Source organism: Paenibacillus sp. P13VS (assembly GCF_015143645.1).
In the GTDB taxonomy this organism is placed as follows: domain Bacteria; phylum Bacillota; class Bacilli; order Paenibacillales; family Paenibacillaceae; genus Paenibacillus; species Paenibacillus xylanilyticus_A.
Genome location: NZ_WYEV01000006.1, coordinates 220,023 through 239,541, shown reverse-complemented (window position 1 = coordinate 239,541; position 19,519 = coordinate 220,023). Strand labels below are relative to the sequence as shown.

The 19,519-nt window shown below is 39.4% G+C and carries 17 protein-coding genes and 1 pseudogene; 16 read left to right on the top strand and 2 right to left on the bottom strand.

Translation table 11 applies throughout. The features are described 5' to 3' along the window. Nucleotides 1-53: 53 nt before the first annotated feature. The 12 genes and pseudogenes from GUA98_RS17300 to GUA98_RS17250 all read left to right on the top strand — a co-directional run bounded on the left by GUA98_RS17300 (nucleotide 54) and on the right by GUA98_RS17250 (nucleotide 13,908). Nucleotides 54-1,163 (top strand): hypothetical protein, encoded by a 1,110-nt coding sequence (locus GUA98_RS17300; protein ID WP_193723887.1) that lies wholly within the window; start codon nucleotides 54-56, stop codon nucleotides 1,161-1,163. Then, complete coding sequence (locus GUA98_RS17295) at nucleotides 1,145-1,639, top strand: three component ABC system middle component (RefSeq protein WP_193723886.1); 495 nt, start codon at nucleotides 1,145-1,147, stop codon at nucleotides 1,637-1,639. The genes GUA98_RS17300 and GUA98_RS17295 overlap by 19 nt, the downstream gene beginning before the upstream one ends. Next, nucleotides 1,636-2,340: an ATP-binding protein gene (locus tag GUA98_RS17290; RefSeq protein ID WP_193723885.1), complete on the top strand. Its 705-nt coding sequence runs from the start codon at nucleotides 1,636-1,638 to the stop codon at nucleotides 2,338-2,340. The genes GUA98_RS17295 and GUA98_RS17290 overlap by 4 nt, the downstream gene beginning before the upstream one ends. A gap of 63 nt (nucleotides 2,341-2,403) precedes the next feature. Next, entirely contained in the window at nucleotides 2,404-3,582 is a 1,179-nt protein-coding gene (locus GUA98_RS17285) for a DUF3732 domain-containing protein (RefSeq protein WP_227779728.1), read from the top strand. A gap of 361 nt (nucleotides 3,583-3,943) precedes the next feature. Further along, entirely contained in the window at nucleotides 3,944-4,897 is a 954-nt protein-coding gene (locus GUA98_RS17280) for a DUF4365 domain-containing protein (protein ID WP_193723883.1), read from the top strand. A 550-nt stretch (nucleotides 4,898-5,447) separates the two neighbouring features. Continuing rightward, entirely contained in the window at nucleotides 5,448-7,541 is a 2,094-nt protein-coding gene (locus tag GUA98_RS17275; protein ID WP_193723882.1) for a DEAD/DEAH box helicase, read from the top strand. Further along, nucleotides 7,534-8,190, top strand: coding sequence for a DUF2290 domain-containing protein (locus GUA98_RS17270; RefSeq protein WP_193723881.1), 657 nt, complete (start codon nucleotides 7,534-7,536; stop codon nucleotides 8,188-8,190). The genes GUA98_RS17275 and GUA98_RS17270 overlap by 8 nt, the downstream gene beginning before the upstream one ends. Before the next feature lie 346 nt (nucleotides 8,191-8,536). Then, nucleotides 8,537-9,094 carry a deaminase domain-containing protein gene (locus GUA98_RS17265; RefSeq protein WP_193723880.1) on the top strand — a complete coding sequence of 186 codons (558 nt, stop codon included), beginning with the start codon at nucleotides 8,537-8,539 and terminating at the stop codon, nucleotides 9,092-9,094. Between the two features lie 13 nt (nucleotides 9,095-9,107). Continuing rightward, nucleotides 9,108-9,488 carry a hypothetical protein gene (locus GUA98_RS17260; protein WP_193723879.1) on the top strand — a complete coding sequence of 127 codons (381 nt, stop codon included), beginning with the start codon at nucleotides 9,108-9,110 and terminating at the stop codon, nucleotides 9,486-9,488. A gap of 433 nt (nucleotides 9,489-9,921) precedes the next feature. Continuing rightward, a pseudogene (locus GUA98_RS30010) lies at nucleotides 9,922-10,491 on the top strand (ComEC/Rec2 family competence protein); the annotation flags it as partial. Nucleotides 10,492-10,515: 24 nt separating this feature from the next. Continuing rightward, nucleotides 10,516-11,766 carry a ComEC/Rec2 family competence protein gene (locus GUA98_RS30005; RefSeq protein ID WP_321573895.1) on the top strand — a complete coding sequence of 417 codons (1,251 nt, stop codon included), beginning with the start codon at nucleotides 10,516-10,518 and terminating at the stop codon, nucleotides 11,764-11,766. Nucleotides 11,767-11,877: 111 nt separating this feature from the next. Then, nucleotides 11,878-13,908, top strand: a complete 2,031-nt coding sequence (locus tag GUA98_RS17250; RefSeq protein ID WP_193723878.1) for a copper amine oxidase N-terminal domain-containing protein — start codon at nucleotides 11,878-11,880, stop codon at nucleotides 13,906-13,908. 72 nt (nucleotides 13,909-13,980) lie between these two features. Here GUA98_RS17250 and GUA98_RS17245 read toward each other — a convergent pair whose 3' ends face one another. Then, the gene (locus tag GUA98_RS17245) at nucleotides 13,981-14,283 is read right to left on the bottom strand and encodes a hypothetical protein (RefSeq protein ID WP_095289826.1); all 303 of its coding nucleotides are present in this window, start codon (nucleotides 14,281-14,283) and stop codon (nucleotides 13,981-13,983) included. A gap of 437 nt (nucleotides 14,284-14,720) precedes the next feature. Between GUA98_RS17245 and GUA98_RS17240 the strand changes: the two genes are divergently transcribed. From GUA98_RS17240 to holA, 3 genes are all read left to right on the top strand, one after another. Next, nucleotides 14,721-15,269 carry an RNA polymerase sigma factor gene (locus GUA98_RS17240; protein ID WP_095289827.1) on the top strand — a complete coding sequence of 183 codons (549 nt, stop codon included), beginning with the start codon at nucleotides 14,721-14,723 and terminating at the stop codon, nucleotides 15,267-15,269. Then, complete coding sequence (locus GUA98_RS17235) at nucleotides 15,266-16,537, top strand: anti-sigma factor family protein (protein WP_193723877.1); 1,272 nt, start codon at nucleotides 15,266-15,268, stop codon at nucleotides 16,535-16,537. Before GUA98_RS17240 ends, GUA98_RS17235 begins: the two co-directional genes overlap by 4 nt. A gap of 258 nt (nucleotides 16,538-16,795) precedes the next feature. Continuing rightward, a complete protein-coding gene (gene holA / locus GUA98_RS17230; RefSeq protein ID WP_193723876.1) occupies nucleotides 16,796-17,812 on the top strand; it encodes a DNA polymerase III subunit delta in 1,017 nt (338 codons plus the stop codon). 173 nt (nucleotides 17,813-17,985) lie between these two features. Here holA and rpsT read toward each other — a convergent pair whose 3' ends face one another. Then, complete coding sequence (rpsT, locus tag GUA98_RS17225; protein ID WP_024628504.1) at nucleotides 17,986-18,258, bottom strand: 30S ribosomal protein S20; 273 nt, start codon at nucleotides 18,256-18,258, stop codon at nucleotides 17,986-17,988. Nucleotides 18,259-18,432: 174 nt separating this feature from the next. Between rpsT and gpr the strand changes: the two genes are divergently transcribed. Then, a complete protein-coding gene (gene gpr, locus GUA98_RS17220; protein ID WP_095289832.1) occupies nucleotides 18,433-19,434 on the top strand; it encodes a GPR endopeptidase in 1,002 nt (333 codons plus the stop codon). Nucleotides 19,435-19,519: the final 85 nt, after the last annotated feature.

The following is a 19,519-nucleotide window of genomic DNA, read 5'->3' as shown; positions in this document are numbered from 1 at the left end:
AAGAATCAAAAGGAATATTATTGGATTAGGGATAAGAGGTGAGATTCCTGACTTTGCAAAAGAACGACGATACCAAAACAAAACTTGGAGATATATTTCATTACTTGATTGTGCTTGAACATTGCCTAGATTTAAAGCCAGGGGAGATTATTCATGTCGAAAGGTTTGGCGATATTGCTATAGGTTCTGAATCTAATTCTGCGAACATGGAAATTAAACATCACCAAGATGAGCATCATTTATCAAGTAGAAATTCAGATTTTTGGAAATCGTTAAAAAACTGGATAATTAATCATCAAAATATGGATAAGTTTAAAAGGCTTATTCTCGTTTCTACATCTATGACCAGTGAGGATTCTATTTTTCATCAATGGAATGAGTTGAATGAAGAGCAAAGATTCAAAATTATTAAGGATGAAGGTAATGAGCAAAAGAAGAAAGAAGAAGGCTTTAGAAAGTTCTATAATGAGATTTTTTCAGTCGATCATAAGATTATCCGGAAAACTCTGGCTAAACTAGAGCTACAACTTAATGAAAAAGATATAACAAAAAGGAAAGATAAAATAAAGCAACATCCTTCATTTAGCTTAATTAAGAGCGAAGATGAAGATTCATTTATATATGAGTTATTAGGCTCCATTCTAATGAAACCTGTTGAGAACAATGGGGAGTGGGAGATATCACACGATGATTACAAAACACACGCCATTTCCATTCGTGATAAACAGGCTAGTGGTTCACGTCCTCTTCCAGGAACGTACTCTAATGAAGCACCGAGTAATGTAAGTAGCTATATGGATAAAGTATTCGTTAAAGAGATACTTGATATCGAATATGAGGATGAAGTTGAAGAAGCGATTGTGAACTATTGGAGGATGAATCAAACTTATATAGATCATTTTAACGATGATCCAATATATTTAAACGATGTTATGGAATATAAAAGTGACTTAAACAAACGTCTACAGCGCATGAGGAAATCATCGAGAAAGCGTTGTGAAGTAGATAATCACTGCGTAGTGTCACAGGACTTCTTTGATGAGGTCATGCTATTAGATGCTATGCCATTCGGAACAATTAACCCCAATCGTGACTTTTTTCAACAAGGTATTGTTCATTCTATCGTTAACGAAGGGAAATTGATATGGAATCTGAAAAAATAAAAGATAATAACCTACACTCAATTCAAACGCTATCCCTTAATCCATTCTTTTTAAGTTTATTATTACAACATTTTCTGAACGGATATAGAGATAAGAAGGCAGAGTACCATTTGCTTTATCTAGTCTTTCCTATTATTTTTTATAAGCCTTCTCGAGATTTTCTTTTAAGCGCAACTAAAAAAAGTTCTATATTTTCAATGTATTTGAAGGATGTTAATCAACGTGTTTTGTTAGGTGGAATTCAAGAAAGATACTCTTTTTTTAAAGAACTTACCGATGAAGCTATTATTGTTGCAGTGAATGAGGGGAAGATTGCTATCAGCAAGGAAGTTTCATTACTCAGTAAAGTCAATTATGAAAAGATAAAAGTTGCTGACATAAGGTATTACATGAGAGCAGCGCATTATTTAGGTGTTATTTTTGCAAGAACAAATTATGTTGATATTTTTAGAAAGTTAGGGGTGAGGACCCTTTGAATGCGTATATAAAAGCAATTTGTGTTCTAAGTAAAGAGGGAGAACGAAAAGAAGTGGAGTTCACTTCGGGTTTGAATATAATTACCGGGGAATCGAAAAGCGGAAAGAGTGCTCTCTTAGAAATCATAGACTATTGTATGGGGAGCTCGAGAAGTTATATTCCAAAGGGGATCATTACAAATTTTACGGAAATTTTCGTTACTGTATTTCAGATAGGTACTTTGAACCTTATTGTAGGTAGAAAAAGGTTTGAGGATAATGGTCGAAAGCAGATGTACGTAATTAGAACCAAAACGTTTAATATTAATGATGTCAAACTTGAGCTGTTCACAGAAGAAACAATGATTACTGTCGACCAAGCGAAAAAAGAACTTGAAGTTGCATTTGGAATGGAAATTACGGACATGTCAGATAACACTAATAAAAAGGAAGGGCGCCCGTCCGTTCGAAATATGACATCTTATTTATTTCAGCACCAGAATTTAATTGCCAATAAATTTGCTTTGTTCTATCGATTTGATGACTATTACAAAAAAGAAGATGTTATTAAGCAATTTCCTATTTTTGCTGGTTGGGTTGATCAAGATTACTATTCCTTATTGATTCAATTAGATGAATTAGAGAAAAAGAAGAAACGTAATGAACGGGATCAAACGAGTTATAACGATGCTGTAGAAAGATTACGAGGTAGACTGATTTAAAGTTTTATAAGTTACTACGCTTTATTAGGTAAACATTTAGATGAAAATACTCCTATTCACACATTGCTTCAATTAAGAAAAAAATTGCCCGATTTCACTAGAGAAAGTTACTTATCTGAAGAGATGGAAGTTCGCTATTTCGCATTGAAGGAGCGTTTAGAATTAAAAAGACGTGAAAAGCACGATTTGGATTTGACTATAAAAAATCTAGAGTTGAGTCGGAATTATGGTGATGGCTATCAAGAAAACTTAAAGAAATTAGATGAGAGAGGAAAATACTCGAAGCCTGAAATTGGAGAATATGTATGTCCTCTTTGTGGCAAGCCTCATGAAAAATTAAACGAAAAAATGAATGATTTAAATAAATCAAAAAAATGGCTTCAAAATGAGATTCAAGGTGTAGGAGAACAGAATCTTTCGTTTATTGCCGAACTTAATCATTTGAATCAAAATAAAAGATCTTTAACTGATGAAATTAAGGATTTAACTCGAGAAATTGAGAGAACAGAGGTTATTTTTAAAGATCTTAAGGACAATAAACGCCTGGATGAACAAATTATCTATTATAAAGCTAAAATTGACTCTGATTGTGAAATAGTGGAGAGCCAGAGAAGCAGTTTAGCTCAACTAGCAGCATCGGACTATGATTCAGATATTTCATTTATTAAAAATAAGATAAAAGCCTACAATGTGAAATTCTATGAAGCCGAGGCAATGACATTTATCAATGGAAACATTAATCGAATAATTGAGAAACTTGATTTCGAGGATGAGTACCGACCGACGAAAATAAAGTTCGAACTAGATACCTTCAATTTATATCATGAGGACAAAATCAATAAAACAAATGTTTATCTTAGCGAAATGGGTAGCGGTGCGAACTGGCTTTCGTGTCATTTAAGTTTGTTTTTATCATTACTTCATTACTTTGCAGTTCAGAAAACTTCAGTATTACCTTCCTTTTTGTTTATTGATCAACCTAGTCAAGTATATTTTCCTCCGTTAAAAACGGACTATATAGATTTCACGGAAACTCAGCAAGCATCGATTTCGAAAGATAAAGAAGTAGTCACAGTAGAGAACATGTATATTGCAATATTGGATGAAATCGAATTAATTAATGAAGCTGCGGGCTTCCGTCCTCAGGTTATTATTACGGATCATGTCGATCATATGGCTCTTGGTAAGTATGACTTTAATAATTATGTTCGCAAACGGTGGAGAGATTCAAAATTTATTTGAGTTAAATAAAGCGCTTTTGGCGCTTTATTTTCTTGTGTAAAATAAGAAGATGTTATTATCAGAAAGGTTTTCATAAGTCGAAAAGGTTTCGATGCCAAATCAAGTTTTGTTTACAATGATTGGTTTTACTCCATACCTGTACCGAGAGTTGAGTCAAACATATAAAAATTACGGGTATTTTGGTATTTTAGCCTCTGATCAACGGACGTACATGGTATCTGTATTTTTTGATAAAGCCCAAAAGCTGCATAATGTATTGCGAAAATAAAAGCACATATCATTAACAATAATCTATTTGTCATAGGTAGAGATTGTAAAAGTAGGTGTTTATAAATTATAGATATTATAAGGAGTGTTTAAATTGACAAAGCCAAAAATAAGGAAAAATACAAGAACTGGAGATAAAGGTGTTAGGTTGGTAAATTGCGTTGTAGAAGATGATTTAGGTTGGTTATTTAGAGAACAGCCTAAAAATGATACAGGAATTGATGCGTTCATTGAAATCTTAAATGCTGAAGAAGTAACTGGGCAGTTGTTAGCTTTACAAATTAAAGCAGGGAAGAGCTTTTTTGACGAAGAAAATGATGTAGCTTTTATATTTAGATCTGACATAGCTCATTATAACTACTGGACGGAATATTCAATCCCAGTGATTTTAGTGCTTTGTGATTTAGAAAGCGAAACATGTTATTGGGTTTATGTTACAAAAGAAGATGCACAAATTATAACTGAAGATAAGTCGTGGAAAATAGAGGTTCCGAAATCAAATCTTTTAAATGAAGAGGCTATACCTCATTTGATAGATATATCACAAAATGTATCTGAATATCAGCGGAAATATCAAAAGCTTATAGAAGCAAAACCCTTAATGACTGAGCTAGATAAGGGGAATTCAATAATATTGGAGGCAGAGGAATGGATTAACAAAATAAGTGGTTTTGGAAATGTTAAAATAACAATAGAAGATAGAAAGGGAGAGCACATTCAACAAATTTTTTGGACAGTACTTTGGGGTACTAAATCATATGAGCAAGGCTTTATTAGAACATTTCCATGGGCTAATGTTACTATAGATGAGGATTACTACGAAGATCAGGACTATGATGATTTCCTGCAAAGTGGTGAAGCTATCTATGATAAAGAAGAGGATACCTATATTTACGATGATGAGTGGTATGAAGAATACAAAGAAAGAATCCCTGAGGGAATTAGACCTTATAGTGAGAACGGTGAAGTAGCATTTTACAGATTAAAGTTGGAATTAAATGACTTAGGCGAGGCATTCTTGTTAGTTGAAAATTATATTGATGCATAGACAATATTTTGTATTGACATCTGAGTGTGGGTAAAGTGATGTATTATTGTTGTCCAGCTCAATGGGACATCGGATGAAACACAGCAGTTAGGTGGTTATACAAGGGATTTCTCTTAAACGAGGTTCGCAAAATTGGGTCTTTTAAGTTGAGCTTTGATGACGTTTGAGATTCATTTCAGAGATTTCCGTTAGAGCTCTTGATATAGCTATAAATGCTTAAGGGACAGAGAATTATTAATAAGAAATGCCGTAGACATAATATTTGTAATGATTTTTTACAATTATGAGTGTACTGTCATTAAAAAAAATGATGAGGGAGCTCCATTCTAAACGAAATTATTTAAAGTAAGTGTTTATTGAATTTTCTTATATATGGTTATACTAAAAGAGCTGTTATCATTTTTAATTATGATGACAGCTCTTGATTCTTTCAAGGTGCGTTTTTTTCATTACCAGTATGAAATGTTAAGGTTAGTCACCGTGTTGTTTTTTTTATTTCGAAAGCTTAGAATTATTTCATAAGTATTATATAGATGGGAGTAACATTATAATGGTATCCATTATCAGAGGAAGTCATGAAAAATATGCCTCAACACAACAATTAGTTAGTTATTTCGATTCAAGACCTGAAATTGATGGGGTATTATATTTGGGTTATCCGATTATCGGGAGTTCAGATGGGGCAATTGATGTTGATGCAATGCTAATTTCACCTCAACATGGTTTGATATTATTTGATCTGGTGGAAGGTATTGAATTTGAAGATAGATCCGAAATTAGGGATGATCTTTATCGCAGAATGAAAGCTAAATTAACTGAATATAAGTCACTAAGTTCCAAACGTGAACTACAGGTTTTAGTTGGTGTAGCAACGTTTGCTACAGGTTGGCGAGCTCTAGATGAAAGTCAAAAAGAGTTTGATATTATTACCAACGATGAAGAACTAGAGCGGTTTTTAGCATCTCAAGAGTGGGGAGCGGGCAATTATTATGCTCCTCTTTTACAATCAGTTCAGGCTATAACAAATATTAAAAACACTCCTAAGCGTGAAGTGAAAAAACCAAACTCAAAAGGGGCTATACTTAAATCGCTTGAAGAATCTATTTCTAATCTTGATAACCGTCAAAGCCAAGCGGTTATTGAAACAGTGGATGGTCCTCAAAGAATAAGGGGGCTTGCGGGCTCGGGTAAAACCATCGTATTGGCACTAAAAGTGGCATATTTACATTCTAAACATCCGGACTGGAATATTGCTGTAACTTTCAATACAAGATCATTAAAGCAACAATTCGAAGAATTAATCACTCGGTTTACGTATGAACATACGAGAGAAAGTCCTGATTGGTCTAAAATCAAAATTATGCAGGCTTGGGGCAGCCCTTCTAATCGTGGTATATATTATGAAGTCTGTAAAAATCATAATATTGAATATTATGATCTTAGTAAAGCGAAATTCCATAACGCAAATTTTGGAGATTTATGTAGAATGGCTATTGATGGTATCTCATCATTCAAGCCTACGTATGATGTAATTCTAATTGATGAGGCACAAGATTTTTCCAAGCATTTTTTACTGTTATGTTACGAAATTCTTAAGGATCCAAAGCGTATAATTTTTGCATATGATGAGTTGCAGACTTTGAGTCGTCAATCTATGCCTCCAACTGAAGAGATTTTTGGAGAAGATAAGGATGGGAATCCACGAGTTGTTCTACGAAATGAAAGAAACAAACCAAAGCAAGATATAATTTTAAATGTTTGCTATAGGAATTCCAGACCAGTTTTAGCAACAGCTCATGCATTGGGATTTGGAATAAAGCGAAATGAAGGTATTGTTCAAATGTTCGGAGAAAAGTCACTTTGGCTTGATGTTGGTTATGAATTGACAGAAGGAACATTAGAGGATGGAAGTGTTGTTGAACTGTCGCGTTCATCAGAATCAAGTCCAGAGTTTCTTGAAAAACATTCTTCCATTAATGAATTAATCAAATTTGAATATTTCCAGACATCCTCGTCTCAGGATGAGTGGATAGTTGAAGAAATTATAAAAAATATTAAAGAGGAGGAACTCAGACCTCAAGATATTATGGTTGTTCATACTGATCCACTGACAACAAATACTGAGGTTAGCAATATAAGGGCTAAGCTATATGAGGAGGGCATAAACTCTCATATAGCAGGAGCTGCCAATCCAGACTTGTTTATTGAAAATGATAGTGTCATATTTACAGGCATCTATAGAGCCAAAGGAAATGAAGCAGGGATGGTATACGTAATTAATGGGCAAAATTGTTTTGGTGGGAATCAGCTCTCGAAAAAGAGAAACATTCTTTTTACCGCCATTACAAGGAGCAAAGGTTGGGTACGAGTTACTGGAATTGGTGAATCCATGGAAGCTTTGAGTGCAGAGTATAATCAAATAAAAGATGACAATTTCAAATTAATATTTCCATATCCTACAGAAGAAGAACGCGAAAAAATGACGATAATTCATCGAGACAAAACTAAAGATGAGAACAAATTAATTGAAAACAGTATAGAAAATTTAAAAGAAGTTGTGCAAGCACTAGCACAAAAAAATATATATCTCGAGGACCTTCCACCGAATTTGCGTGAACAACTGAAGGGGTTTTTCAATGACTAGTTTAGTTCCGCTTTTATTAAAGGATATTGAAAGGATAACGACTGAATTAATATCACATGGATTAAGTGTTGATCAACGATTTCCTTCTAACCGCGAATTAAACAGCAATACTTTGATTGATTGGGGGAAGCATGTAGAACTTTCAATTGTATTTAAAGATATCGATTATCGTATACTGTATGATGAACTTGAACGCGAGCGTAACTACAATATAAAATTAGTAGACGGTGCATTATTACAGATGATGTATACAGTTTCGAATAATAGAATTGTCAAGCACCGCCTTGCTTTTTTTCCGTGTCCATATCTTGAAAAATTCCAAAATGATCCTGATATATATAGCAGGTATGATTTGTATGCAGATTGTTTAGCTAAAAATATCGTACCGATTCCTATAAGATTTGATTTTGATGAAGAAGTACATGACGAAATACATGCTAAGTCGCATGCTTCTTTTGGACAGTATAAAAATTGCCGGATTCCTGTGTGGGGTCCGTTGTCACCCACGGACTTTGTTGAATTCATCTTAAAGAATTTTTATGCCACCGCATATCATAATTATTCATTGAATTTCAAGTCAGATATAGTATTAAATCGGACGATAGTTGCATTAGAAGAATCGGGGATACACTTTAATGCACAAAGATGACTAGATTATAAGGCATGAAACATCTGAATTTTATATATTATAGAACATAATATTTACAAAATTTCAAGGGATACAATCAATTCTGATTGTAATAAGAATCATAGATGTAAAAAGGATGACTCAAGACTTCAACTTGATTCATCCTTTTTATTACTTTTTGGAAAATTTACCATTTGTCGTTGATATAATAAACGATTTGTGTTTTTTCTTCTTAAAGAATAGTAAGGTAATAACATAAATGCTGTTTTGTTTATAGAAATTTGATATATTCTAGTAGAGTAGAGGGTGTTATTCTAGCTCAGAATAATTCTTTGTTGTATAACATTTCAAAAGGAGTTTGAGTAATATGGTGCAGCCAAAATATTATACTGAAAATTGGCAAGGTAGATATTTAAAAGAACAAGCAAGAGCGATCAAAAATCAAGTGGATAATTTGAAACAGGAAGATCATATTGTAAAAAACGTTATGAAAAATTTACATAATGGTAACCTAGGAATTGGTTATTTTAAAATAGATAGTGCAGAAACTGAATTAAAATGGGCTCATAGCAAAATCGACAGCCTTACTCCTCCGGAAGATGTTAACCTTGCAGGTAGATTAATAAATTTTAATTCGAATTTTATTCCTAAGCAGGATAATAATTATTTAGTTACAAAGAATGTAAATAACGAAAATCAAGAAGTGTCACCAGAGCAAGGAGGGCATAATCGTGATGTGGACACTGAAGCGAAGTTGCTGAGATACCTAGACAATAAATTAACAGCCGCTAATATTATTAACCCTACTGGAATAGTAGACATTTTTACAGAGAGATTTCCCTGTATAAGTTGCGTTGAAGTTATTAAGTTGTTTGAAAAAAAGTATAATGGAATCATTTTGAGTATCTATTATGGTAAATCGTGAGGAGGGGCTATAAATGGATCTTAATGAAATTGAAGAACATATTAGAAGTGAATACAATTACATGCTAACGGGTTTGAATTATAATATTAATCAAGCTGTAGAAAGAATTCTTTCTGAACAAGAAGATTACTACCGAATGTATTCGAATAATGCATACAAACATTTCATAAAAATACTGTATGACTTATGTAGTTCAGACGAAAACAAAAATAAAGGATATGTTTTTGAGAATTTAAAAAAAAAATACGAATTGAACATCGTAAAGTCAACTAGCAAAAAAATTAATTCTTTCGGGGGGAAGACCAGTATTTCACTAAACGATTCCGAAAAGAAAGTTATTCGAAAGGAAGAAAAAAAAGAAACCGAGGAAAAGGATGAAGATTTCACAGCGTAGTTAAAGAGGTTATTATAGAAGGTCATTAACTTCTTCATGAACTAATAACGAGCCCTAGAATTTATTATGGGGCTCGTTTTTAGTTCATGTGAAAAGGTGGGTCAATTAGAACTTTTGCGTGGTTCTCCTTTTTGATTTGTTTTAAGCAAAAATTATAAACATTGCTGCCAACTATGATCTTAGCATGTGCACCGCCATTATCATTCTCACGGTAATGATAACGGCATTATCACGTTTTCTGGAGACAAAATACGTTCTTTATCATTAATTCTGCAAATTGTTGCTATTTATCAAAGTGACTGAAAATTTGTGCGGTGCTTATCATTAGGAGTGGTTATAACTTATCATTTTCTGTGGAGACGATGTTGATATGACGCGATTTTTCGATATAGGTTTTATCATTTAATCTGGTGGCTTACAATCTGGAGGTTCACCATCGGTGATTCGTGCAGGGATTATGTCCATGATTGGTTTGTATATGGCCAGGCGAGGGCTGGCAAGGGACGGACTACAGATGATCAGTGCAGCTGCCTTGATGATGATGTGGTGGAATCCCTATTTTCTACTCAACGTGAGCTTTCAGCTGTCCTTTCTCGTGACTGCAGGGCTGATGATCTATATGCCTCTTATTAATCGTTTATTTAACAGATGGCCCAAAGTCATTGCAGCAACAGCTTCAGTGACGGTAACCGCACAGCTTATTTCTTTTCCAGTTACTATTTTATATTTCAACCAGTTTTCGCTGCTTTCCTTCGTCGCCAATTTTCTGCTTGTATCTTTGATTAGCGCTGTTGTACTGCCGCTTGGGACGGTTGCACTTCTATTGTCATTTCTATGGATGCCTCTGGCCAAACCTCTTGCCTGGCTTACAATCTTACTCAACAAACTGACATTTGTGAGCGTGGAATGGATGAACAGCCTGCCGGGTTTTGTGCTCATCTGGGCTACACCTTCCCTATTATGGATAGCGGCATATTATGCGGTTTTATATGTACTTTTGTACCTTCTTCATCGGGGAAAAGGAGAGATGCAGCAGGCGATGAACGTGGAAGCAGACACGGTACCATTGGTTCATGCTTCTGGGGAACGCCGTTTGGTTGAAACAGTTCAGCCTGGTGGGATCATCACACCGACGAAAAACCAAGGTAGGAATGATCAGGCTAGGAGCAATCACTCTGGATCAATGACTGCACTCAGTGCAAGCATTGCGTGGCCGGAATATACAAGTGCGTTTACGGCACGAGGTGCAGGCTACTATGGAAGTGAACGGATGACTTTGTTTCATAAATGGATGTGTGGTTTGCTGATTCTGATTCTTGCTGCAGGGTTGGGCTGGGCTTACCGGACTCCGCAGCCTCCCGGCACTGGGGTCGTTCAGTTTCTGGATATTGGCCAGGGGGATAGCACACTAATCACTACCCCTGGAGGTAAACATATTTTGGTGGATGGCGGTGGTACGGTTCATTTTGGCAATCAGGAATCCTGGAGAATTCGGCGAGATCCCTACGAAGTGGGGGCTAAAGTGGTTGTGCCTTTATTGAAAAAACGTGGTATTCACCGACTCGATGCGGTCATTCTGACGCATGCCGATCAGGATCACGCCGGCGGCTTGCAGGCCGTGCTTGAGCAGATTCCGGTTGAGCGCTTCATGTTTAACGGCACAACAAGTGGCAAAGACAATTTCGAAAAGCTGCTGGATACAGCTGTAGAACGACATATCCCTTTATACGCCATTCAACAAGGAATGTCATATGCGCCTGATGCAGACACCACGCTTCATTTTATATCACCAGATCTGGATCATTCCCTGAATGAAGGAGGCAGGCTTCCTGTGTCTGAACACCAAAATCATGATTCGGTTGTGTTTCTGCTGGATATGGCGGGGGCTTCCCTGTTATTCACAGGAGATATGGATGCGGCAGCAGAACAGAATCTATTATATATGATACAAGACGGATCTCTTGCAGCTTCATTCAAACAAGATGGGAATTCGTTCTCTTTGTCTTCCTCCACTCAAGCGGCAGTCGATGTGTTGAAGGTGGCACATCACGGCAGCAAGACTTCGTCGACCGAGGCATGGCTGCAGTATTGGAATGCCCAATCAGCAGTCATTTCCGCAGGAGCCAACAATACATACGGACATCCCAACCCGGGTGTGCTCGAACGCCTGGAAGCTGTGGGTTCGCAGATTTATCGAACAGATCAGATGGGCGAAATCCAGATGAGAATAAAGGACGGCAAGATTGACGTACGTCAAAAATTGATTATGGATGAATGATGATTTTTGCCCAGTGCAGGATAATGGTTATTTTTACCGAATAATGATGAGTCCCAGTTTTATTGGGCACCAGCGATACCGAGATACATAATAAGAAGGGGATAAGAAGCAATGGGATACGAAGCAATAGGATACGAAGAAACAACACGTAAGAACGACGGAGTAAACCAGCATATCAGAGCCAAGTGGCTCCGAATAACATTGATGTTGTGTATTGGAGTTATCTTTTCCAGCTTGCTGCCCGGTCAGTCTCCTGCTGCAGCTGCATCCACTACAAGCAGCTCGATCATTTCCGTGCTGGATCGTGACCACTATCTGCTCGACAATGGTACAGTTTGGTCCAAGGGCTTGACCAGTGGAGTCTGGACGCAAAATCGAAACCTGGTTGGCATCTCCAAAGGTGATTCTCATTCCCTATATGGCTGGACTACGGATGGGCAAGTCTATCGTTGGGATATGGACAACCCGCAGAAGCCTGAGATCAATCAATACAATGGCGTAGAAAAGGTGTATGGAAATGGTTTGATACTTCTACGGGATGGAACACTCCACGACGATGGCAAGCAGATTAAAGGGTTGGAATCCATTATCGACGTCGGTCCTTATCCAGTGGATCGTAATTATTCATATGGGGCATTATCTTCGTCGGGAGACGTCTATTATGCGGACTATCGTAACATTGTTCGTAAAGTAGGGAATGTAGCAGATGGAAAAGCTGTTGCCACCAATAGTGCATATGCTGCTGTTCTGAAGAGCGACGGATCCGTGGTTATTGTTAACATGATGTATGAAGAGGAGCAGGTACAGGTCGCAAGTGATGTTCAATTCCTAACCTGGCAAGGGAGTACACATAAACTGCTTACGGTGAAGAAAGATGGCACGGTATGGAGCTACGATCGTACGGCTAAATATAAGTCTGAACAATTGCCGGGGCTAATGAATGTCGACCAGCTTATATATTCGTATGAGCTGGATGAATTATATGCACGATTACAGGATGGCTCTTGGGTTGTCTACAATGAAGGGGAAATGGTACCCCTTCAAGTCCCTTCATTAAATAAAGTAACATTAACAGCATCAGCAAAGGAAGCTGGTATTGGAGATGAAATTGAACTTTCGGTTCAGCAGACATATAGCAACGGTTTTAAAACCAAACGTCAGCCGCTGCCCGCGGAAATAACATTGGAACATCCTCAAGTTGCTAAAATGCAGAGTGACGGCAAACTTAAGGTTACAGGGATTGGAACGACCAAAGTAACAGTCACAATAGAAGACCTGACTTCAAGCGTTCAGTTGGATGTTGGGGTACAGCAAAAGCTGACAGGAGCTGCGCTACTAAATGGTTCCATTTATTTGCCAGTTCAGTCGGTGTTTAAGACGTTAGGTGCCAAAGTCGATGTGAAAGGCTCGTCTTTTGTGATTCAATTTGGAGATGACCAGATCACTCTGCAAAAGGGAAGTGCAACTGCACAATTTAACAATAAAGATCTCAAGTTAAAAGGGAAAGTGCAAACTATTGGGGGACAGACGGTATTTCCAGCAAGCCTCTTGAGCCAGACTGCAGGGATTCAAGCTCGATGGGATGGGGAGCTAAAACAGGCCGAGGTTCTGGTCGGTAATTCATCTATTTTTATTGAATCGAAGGATACACCCGCTCTTATCAAGAAAAAAGAACTTGGAAGTCTTGGTCGATTGATCGGAAAATCGTATTGGATTAATAATACCACCGAGTTGGGGCAACGTTTCAGCAAAGTAACAATAACGGATATCAAGATGGATAAGTATGATTCCAGTGATAAGAGCTACTCTGTAGTATTTCGTAACGCGAAAGGTAAAACGGTTATTGCTTATGCCGGGGGCGCTGCCAGCCAGGTCACGGAAATGCTGTCGGATGCGGATCAATTCTTCCCGTATGACCCTTACCAAAAATACAAATGGTCGCAGTCGACGTGGAAGAAGATTATTGCTGGTGAAGTCGCTCTCGGTATGAATACGACACAAGCAGGATTAGCTTGGGGAGAGCCCACGAGCATCACCCAAGAAATGGGTTCAAAGGGGAAAATAGAAGTATGGGTCTATGCTGGACCGAATTTATTGCGTGCCTTGAGTTTTATCAATGGAAAACTGATTAGTATTTATTAATGCAAAAAGCCCGTTTCGGCTAGCCTCCCAGTTGGAGTATAGCCGAAACGGGCCATTTATTAATGAAAAGAATTATTCAACGCCGTCCTTAAAATGTTTGTTCCAATGTTTGTCACCTTTGTGCAAAAGGTCTTCCACTGTTTTTTCCAGAGTGAGGAGAAGCTGCTCTCTGACATCAAGTACAGTTTCTCTGTACAGACGTTCTTCCGATCCGACGATTTTATCGCCGTATAACGCCTGTGCAGCGGTATATTTACGGTGTTCCTCAACCAAAGTATCAATGGATTGCAATGCATGTTCCACAAAATGAGAAATGCTTTGATATTCCTTCGGCATTTGTTCTTTTAATAATTGAATTTTCGCAAGAGCTGTCATGCTCATCACCTCGTATTATGAATGTAAATTTACAATACACTATTTTCATGAAAATTGCATTAAAAAGAGCTTAAATTTGGACAAATTTCGACTTTTTTATTTTTGAAAACTTTCACGCGCTTATCTATAATGTATGCCATTGCAATTGAATTGAGTCGTGTAAGTAATGGAATGGCTGGTTGAAGCGGCGTGGTGACTCAGTATGCAATTTCTGTTATTCTAAGATAAGTTTCAGCGGCCCTTCATACATAAGCCGTTATTTTGTTGTGGTAATATTCACATCTCGTACCGTATTCTAGAATTATGCTGAGCTTAGTAAGCGATAACAAGTGTGAATGTTCCATTGTTTTACCTTTTCTGTCTAAAAAAATACTTAACTTTGCAACAATTTTATTGATGAACACGTCTGTAAGGTTGCAGGGAGAGGGGGATCCTTTGTGGTAGAGCCGGAACTCATCAGAGCCGCTCAATCGGGCGATCGCGACGCTCTAATTACCCTATTGCGGGACATAGAACAGCATGTATATCGAACCGCATATTACATCTTAAATAATGAACAGGATGCTTTGGACGCTGCTCAGGAAGCATTGATCCGAATCTATACGAAAATTAATTCCTATGAAGAAAAAGCCCAATTCAAAACATGGGTGCAGCGCATCGTAACGAATATCTGTATTGATAAATTCAGAAGAACCAAGCCCTCGGTCTCCATTGACGAGCATGAGATGGTATTTCAGGATAATCAGGATGTGGAGTTTGAAGTCATGTCCACTTATGTTGCCAAAGATATTCAGGATGCGATCAACAAGCTTCCAGAGCATCATCGAACGGTAATCGTACTCAGATATTTGCAGGATTTATCGTATAACGAAATTGCGGATTGTCTTGATCTTCCGCTGAATACAGTCAAATCATATTTATTCAGAGCCAGACAGCAATTGCAAAATCTACTTCAGGAGTATCAGAAAGGTGGTGTGACAGGATGAAATGCGAAGAGGTGGTGGAATGGATGCACCGGTATCTGGATCATGATCTGGGCGACGCGGAAACTGCGCAGATGCTACAGCACGTGGCCCAATGCCCGGAGTGCGCCGAGAATTTTAGTTTACTTAGAGCTCTTTCCAGAGAATTAGAAGATTTGCCGCAGGTGACCCCGAAATTCAGTTTGGTTGATGCCATTATGCCTCAATTGGATGCAATTGATGAAGCGCGGAGGGAACAAAGCAGTACAGTACAGGAAATGACTCCTGTCCCTGCTGTATTCGAGAATTTACAACGTTCAAGTGAGCGCAAACCGAAGCAGAAGTGGCTGAACTCCATGGTCGGTCGGATGTCCATGGGTGCTGCAGCTGCGGCTGTGGTGCTGGGAGTGGCGATTTGGGGCTATGAACCTGAAAAGGTGGAGAATGCCGAGTCTATGATGTTGAGTTCGGGCAGTACCCAGGAAACTGGTGCAGTTGAACAAAATCCGCTAAGTCGGGACGTTGAGAACGACGAATCCTTCTCACCTCGAAGTAACAGTGATCCGTTAATGGATGATACGGAGAACAAGTCAGCTATGACAGAAAAGGCGGATCCAATAACTGCCCCGGAAGAAAACGGGCCAGAGCAGTCTCCAGAGCCTGAGGGGAAGGATAACCAAACGTCAAACCAGCCAGGTACAACGTCTCAAACGGATAACAGTACTGAAGCACGGAATACCACTCCTGAAGCTTCCAGTAGTCAGAAGAGTCCGGATCAAGGAAAGGATACACAGCCCAAAGATCAGGATTCAAGTACGGCTGCGGTACCCCCTGCAGATGAGAATGAAAAAGAATCAACAGAAACAAGTGACGGTAGAGATTCAGAATCATATAACACACAGGGAATCGCGCCTGAGGTAGAAATGAAGGAACCGACTGAAGATAATCAATCTTCCGGTACTGATTCAGGAACTGCGGCGCCGAATGGCAGCAAAGAATTTGGTGCACCGAATCAGGGGATAAGCTCTACCATGACGTCGAAGGAATGGAGTTCACCGGATGGATCTTATGTGGTCATGCTGATCGACAACCAATTAAGTGTGTATTCCAAATCAGCTGCGGATCCAGACGTTCTTAATCTGGTGGAACAGCGCAATCTGGAAGGTACATTGAAGACAGCCAGCTGGTCCAGCGACAGTACCTCGTTTAACTACGAGACAGACAAGGATGGAACTACGGTAAAGAATACATTTACTGTACCTTCAGCCTCGGCTGGAACTTCCACCAAATAATTCGGGAATGTGAGCCTACTCTCTCGAATCAGCAGAACATTTCAAGCTTGGCAAGAATATACTGAACGTATCAATAACGTCCTATCTCAGTTGTAATAACTGACGTCGTATGACCGGGGCCCAGCCATTTCTAGAATCGCTGGTGTCCTCGTTTATATAGATGTAGGACCAGGGGGCCTTCATTCGTTATTAAGGATGAAGGCCCCTTTGTTGTCTGTCCAGTTTTCTGGTAGGATAGTAGAGATAGGGGGCACCGTGATGGATGTGAAAAGTGCAACAAAGGCGATACGCAATGGGGAGACGGCTCCGATATATGTGCTGTACGGAACGGAGAAATACCAGATACAGCAATTTACGGAGATGTTAAAAGAACAGGTTATCGAGGAAGAGCATCGGGATTTTGCGATTATTCCGTATGATCTGTCCGAAACACCTGTAGAGGTGGTTATTGAGGAAGCGGAGACGGTTCCCTTTTTGGTACCTCGGAAATTAATTATTGTAAGGGATGCAAGCTTGTTTACAGCAGGTAAAGAGTCCAAAATTGATCACCAAGTGGATCGTCTGCTTACCTATATGGATAATCCGGCTGATTATAGTACCATTGTTTTCCTCGCACAGGGAGACAAGCTGGATGAGCGTAAGAAGCTGGTGAAGGCAGTCAAGAAACAGGCAGTTGTTCTGGCTTTCGCTCCACTGAGCGGAGAAGAACTACTGAATTGGATCGTGAAGCTTGCGAAGCAGCGGGATGTATCTTTTGAAGCAGGGGCTGCCGATACACTTGTGAGTTATGCAGGGACAGGTTTGCAGACGCTGTCTGCTGAAGTAGACAAGCTGTGTCTGTACGCGGGTAACGGAGGAACCATCCGCCGTGCCGACATTGAGTCATTGGTAGCGCGCAGTACGGAGCAGAATGTATTTGCCTTGGTGGAGGAACTCGCCAACTTGCGTCTGGAGAAAGCGCTGGGACTGTTCTATGAATTGCTGAAACAGCGTGAAGAGCCCATTAAAATTGCAGCCTTGATCGCCCGTCAGTTCCGAATCATGATACAAGTGAAAGAGCTTGGGCAGCAAAGTTATTCGCAGCAGCAAATTGCCAGCCAGCTTGGCTTGCATCCGTACGCTGTTAAAATTGCCGGAGAGCAGGCTCGAAAGTTTCAGCCGGAACGGCTCAGAAACATTCTGAGTCATCTGAGCGAGCTGGATTACCAGATGAAGACAGGTGCAGTTGATAAGGTGCTTGGTTTGGAGTTGTTCTTGCTTAGACTTGGGGCTTAATGACTGCATCGTATGATTGAATTGATTCATAATAAAAGAACCCGTATCCGATCGTCAGATTGATCACCGGATACGGGTTCTTTATTCGGATACTTATTAGACCAGATACTAAAAAATCCTGAAAGCACGGTGCTGTTCAGGATTTTTCCATTGGATCGTATAAGTAACGCTTCTTACGCTTGTGCGGAAAGAGCGTTCAGTTTTTTCGCCAAGCGAGACTTTTTGCGTGCTGCAGCATTTTTATGAACCAGACCTTTAGTTACAGCCTTGTCCAGCTTTTTGGAAGCAGCTTGAATCGCAGCTTTTGCAGTATCAACTTCGTTGCTTACCAGAGCAGCATCAGCAGCTTTAACAGCTGTACGGAGTGCGGATTTCTGGGAAGCGTTGAGTGCGCGGCGCTTGTCGCTCGTTTTTACGCGTTTAACAGCGGATTTGATGTTTGGCATTACATTCACCTCCTGTAAGGCATTCGCATGAATACAAACGTTTCACAACTTAAAATATTCTAGCACGCTAGCATGTAAAATGCAACAAATATTCCTATAGTGTTCTCGGCATTGCATAAAGATCCCCTTTTCCCCACACAATATGCTCAAATGCGGTAAGGGAGGCAGGAACAGATGACGCTTGATTTACAGAACTATACCGTTCGCACTGACTTGGCAATCGACTCAAAGGAGATGGCTCAGGGTTCAAAGAAACAAACGATTCCCGGGCTGCGGGAAGACGTAGAAGAAAAAGACGGCATTACCATCACACGAATAGATGTGCTGAACGATGCTGCCGCAAAGACCATCGGACGTGTCAAAGGTCATTACGTCACACTGGAAGTTCCGTCACTACGTAACGGGGACACCGAACTTCAGGAACGCGTTGCAGCGGAGTTCACGCGGGAGATGGAGGATTTTCTGACCAAGGCTGGGGTTAACAAAACGTCCAAAGTGCTTATTGTAGGTCTCGGTAATTTGCACGTAACTCCTGATTCGCTTGGTCCACTGGTGGTCGAGAACTTGATGGTAACCCGTCAATACTTTGAATTGGTACCGGATCAGGTGGCTCCAGGATATCGTGAAGTTAGTGCCATTGCCCCTGGTGTGCTTGGTACTACAGGAATTGAGTCAAGCGACATTGTACAGGGGATTGTGGATCGGACCAAACCGGATGCCATTATTGCCATTGATGCACTGGCCTCTCGTTCACTTGAACGCGTCAACACCACCATTCAAGTGGCTGATATCGGGATTCATCCGGGTTCAGGTATCGGCAACAAACGGCGCGGGCTTACCAAAGAGATTATGGGTGTGCCATGTATTGCCATTGGTGTACCAACCGTGTGCTATGCTTCTACTATAGTAAATAATGTAATCGAAATGATGAGTGCACACTTCCGTCAAGAGACAGATCAAACGAAGCAGATTATGGGCATGCTGGACGATATCGGTGAGCAGGATCGTTTGAGTTTGGTAAAAGAGGTGTTGGAGCCACTCGGACACGATTTGATTGTTACTCCAAAGGAAATTGATGAATTCATCGAGGGAATTGCCAACGTTATTGCGACAGGCCTGAATGCTGCCCTGCATGATGCGGTGAATCCGGATAACGTTGCAGCCTATACTCATTAAACAATAAACCATCACAGGCAGGAAGTCCGAATCTATCGGACTTTCTTTTTTTGTCTTTCTTCTATTTTCTGTTCTATCAAATCTT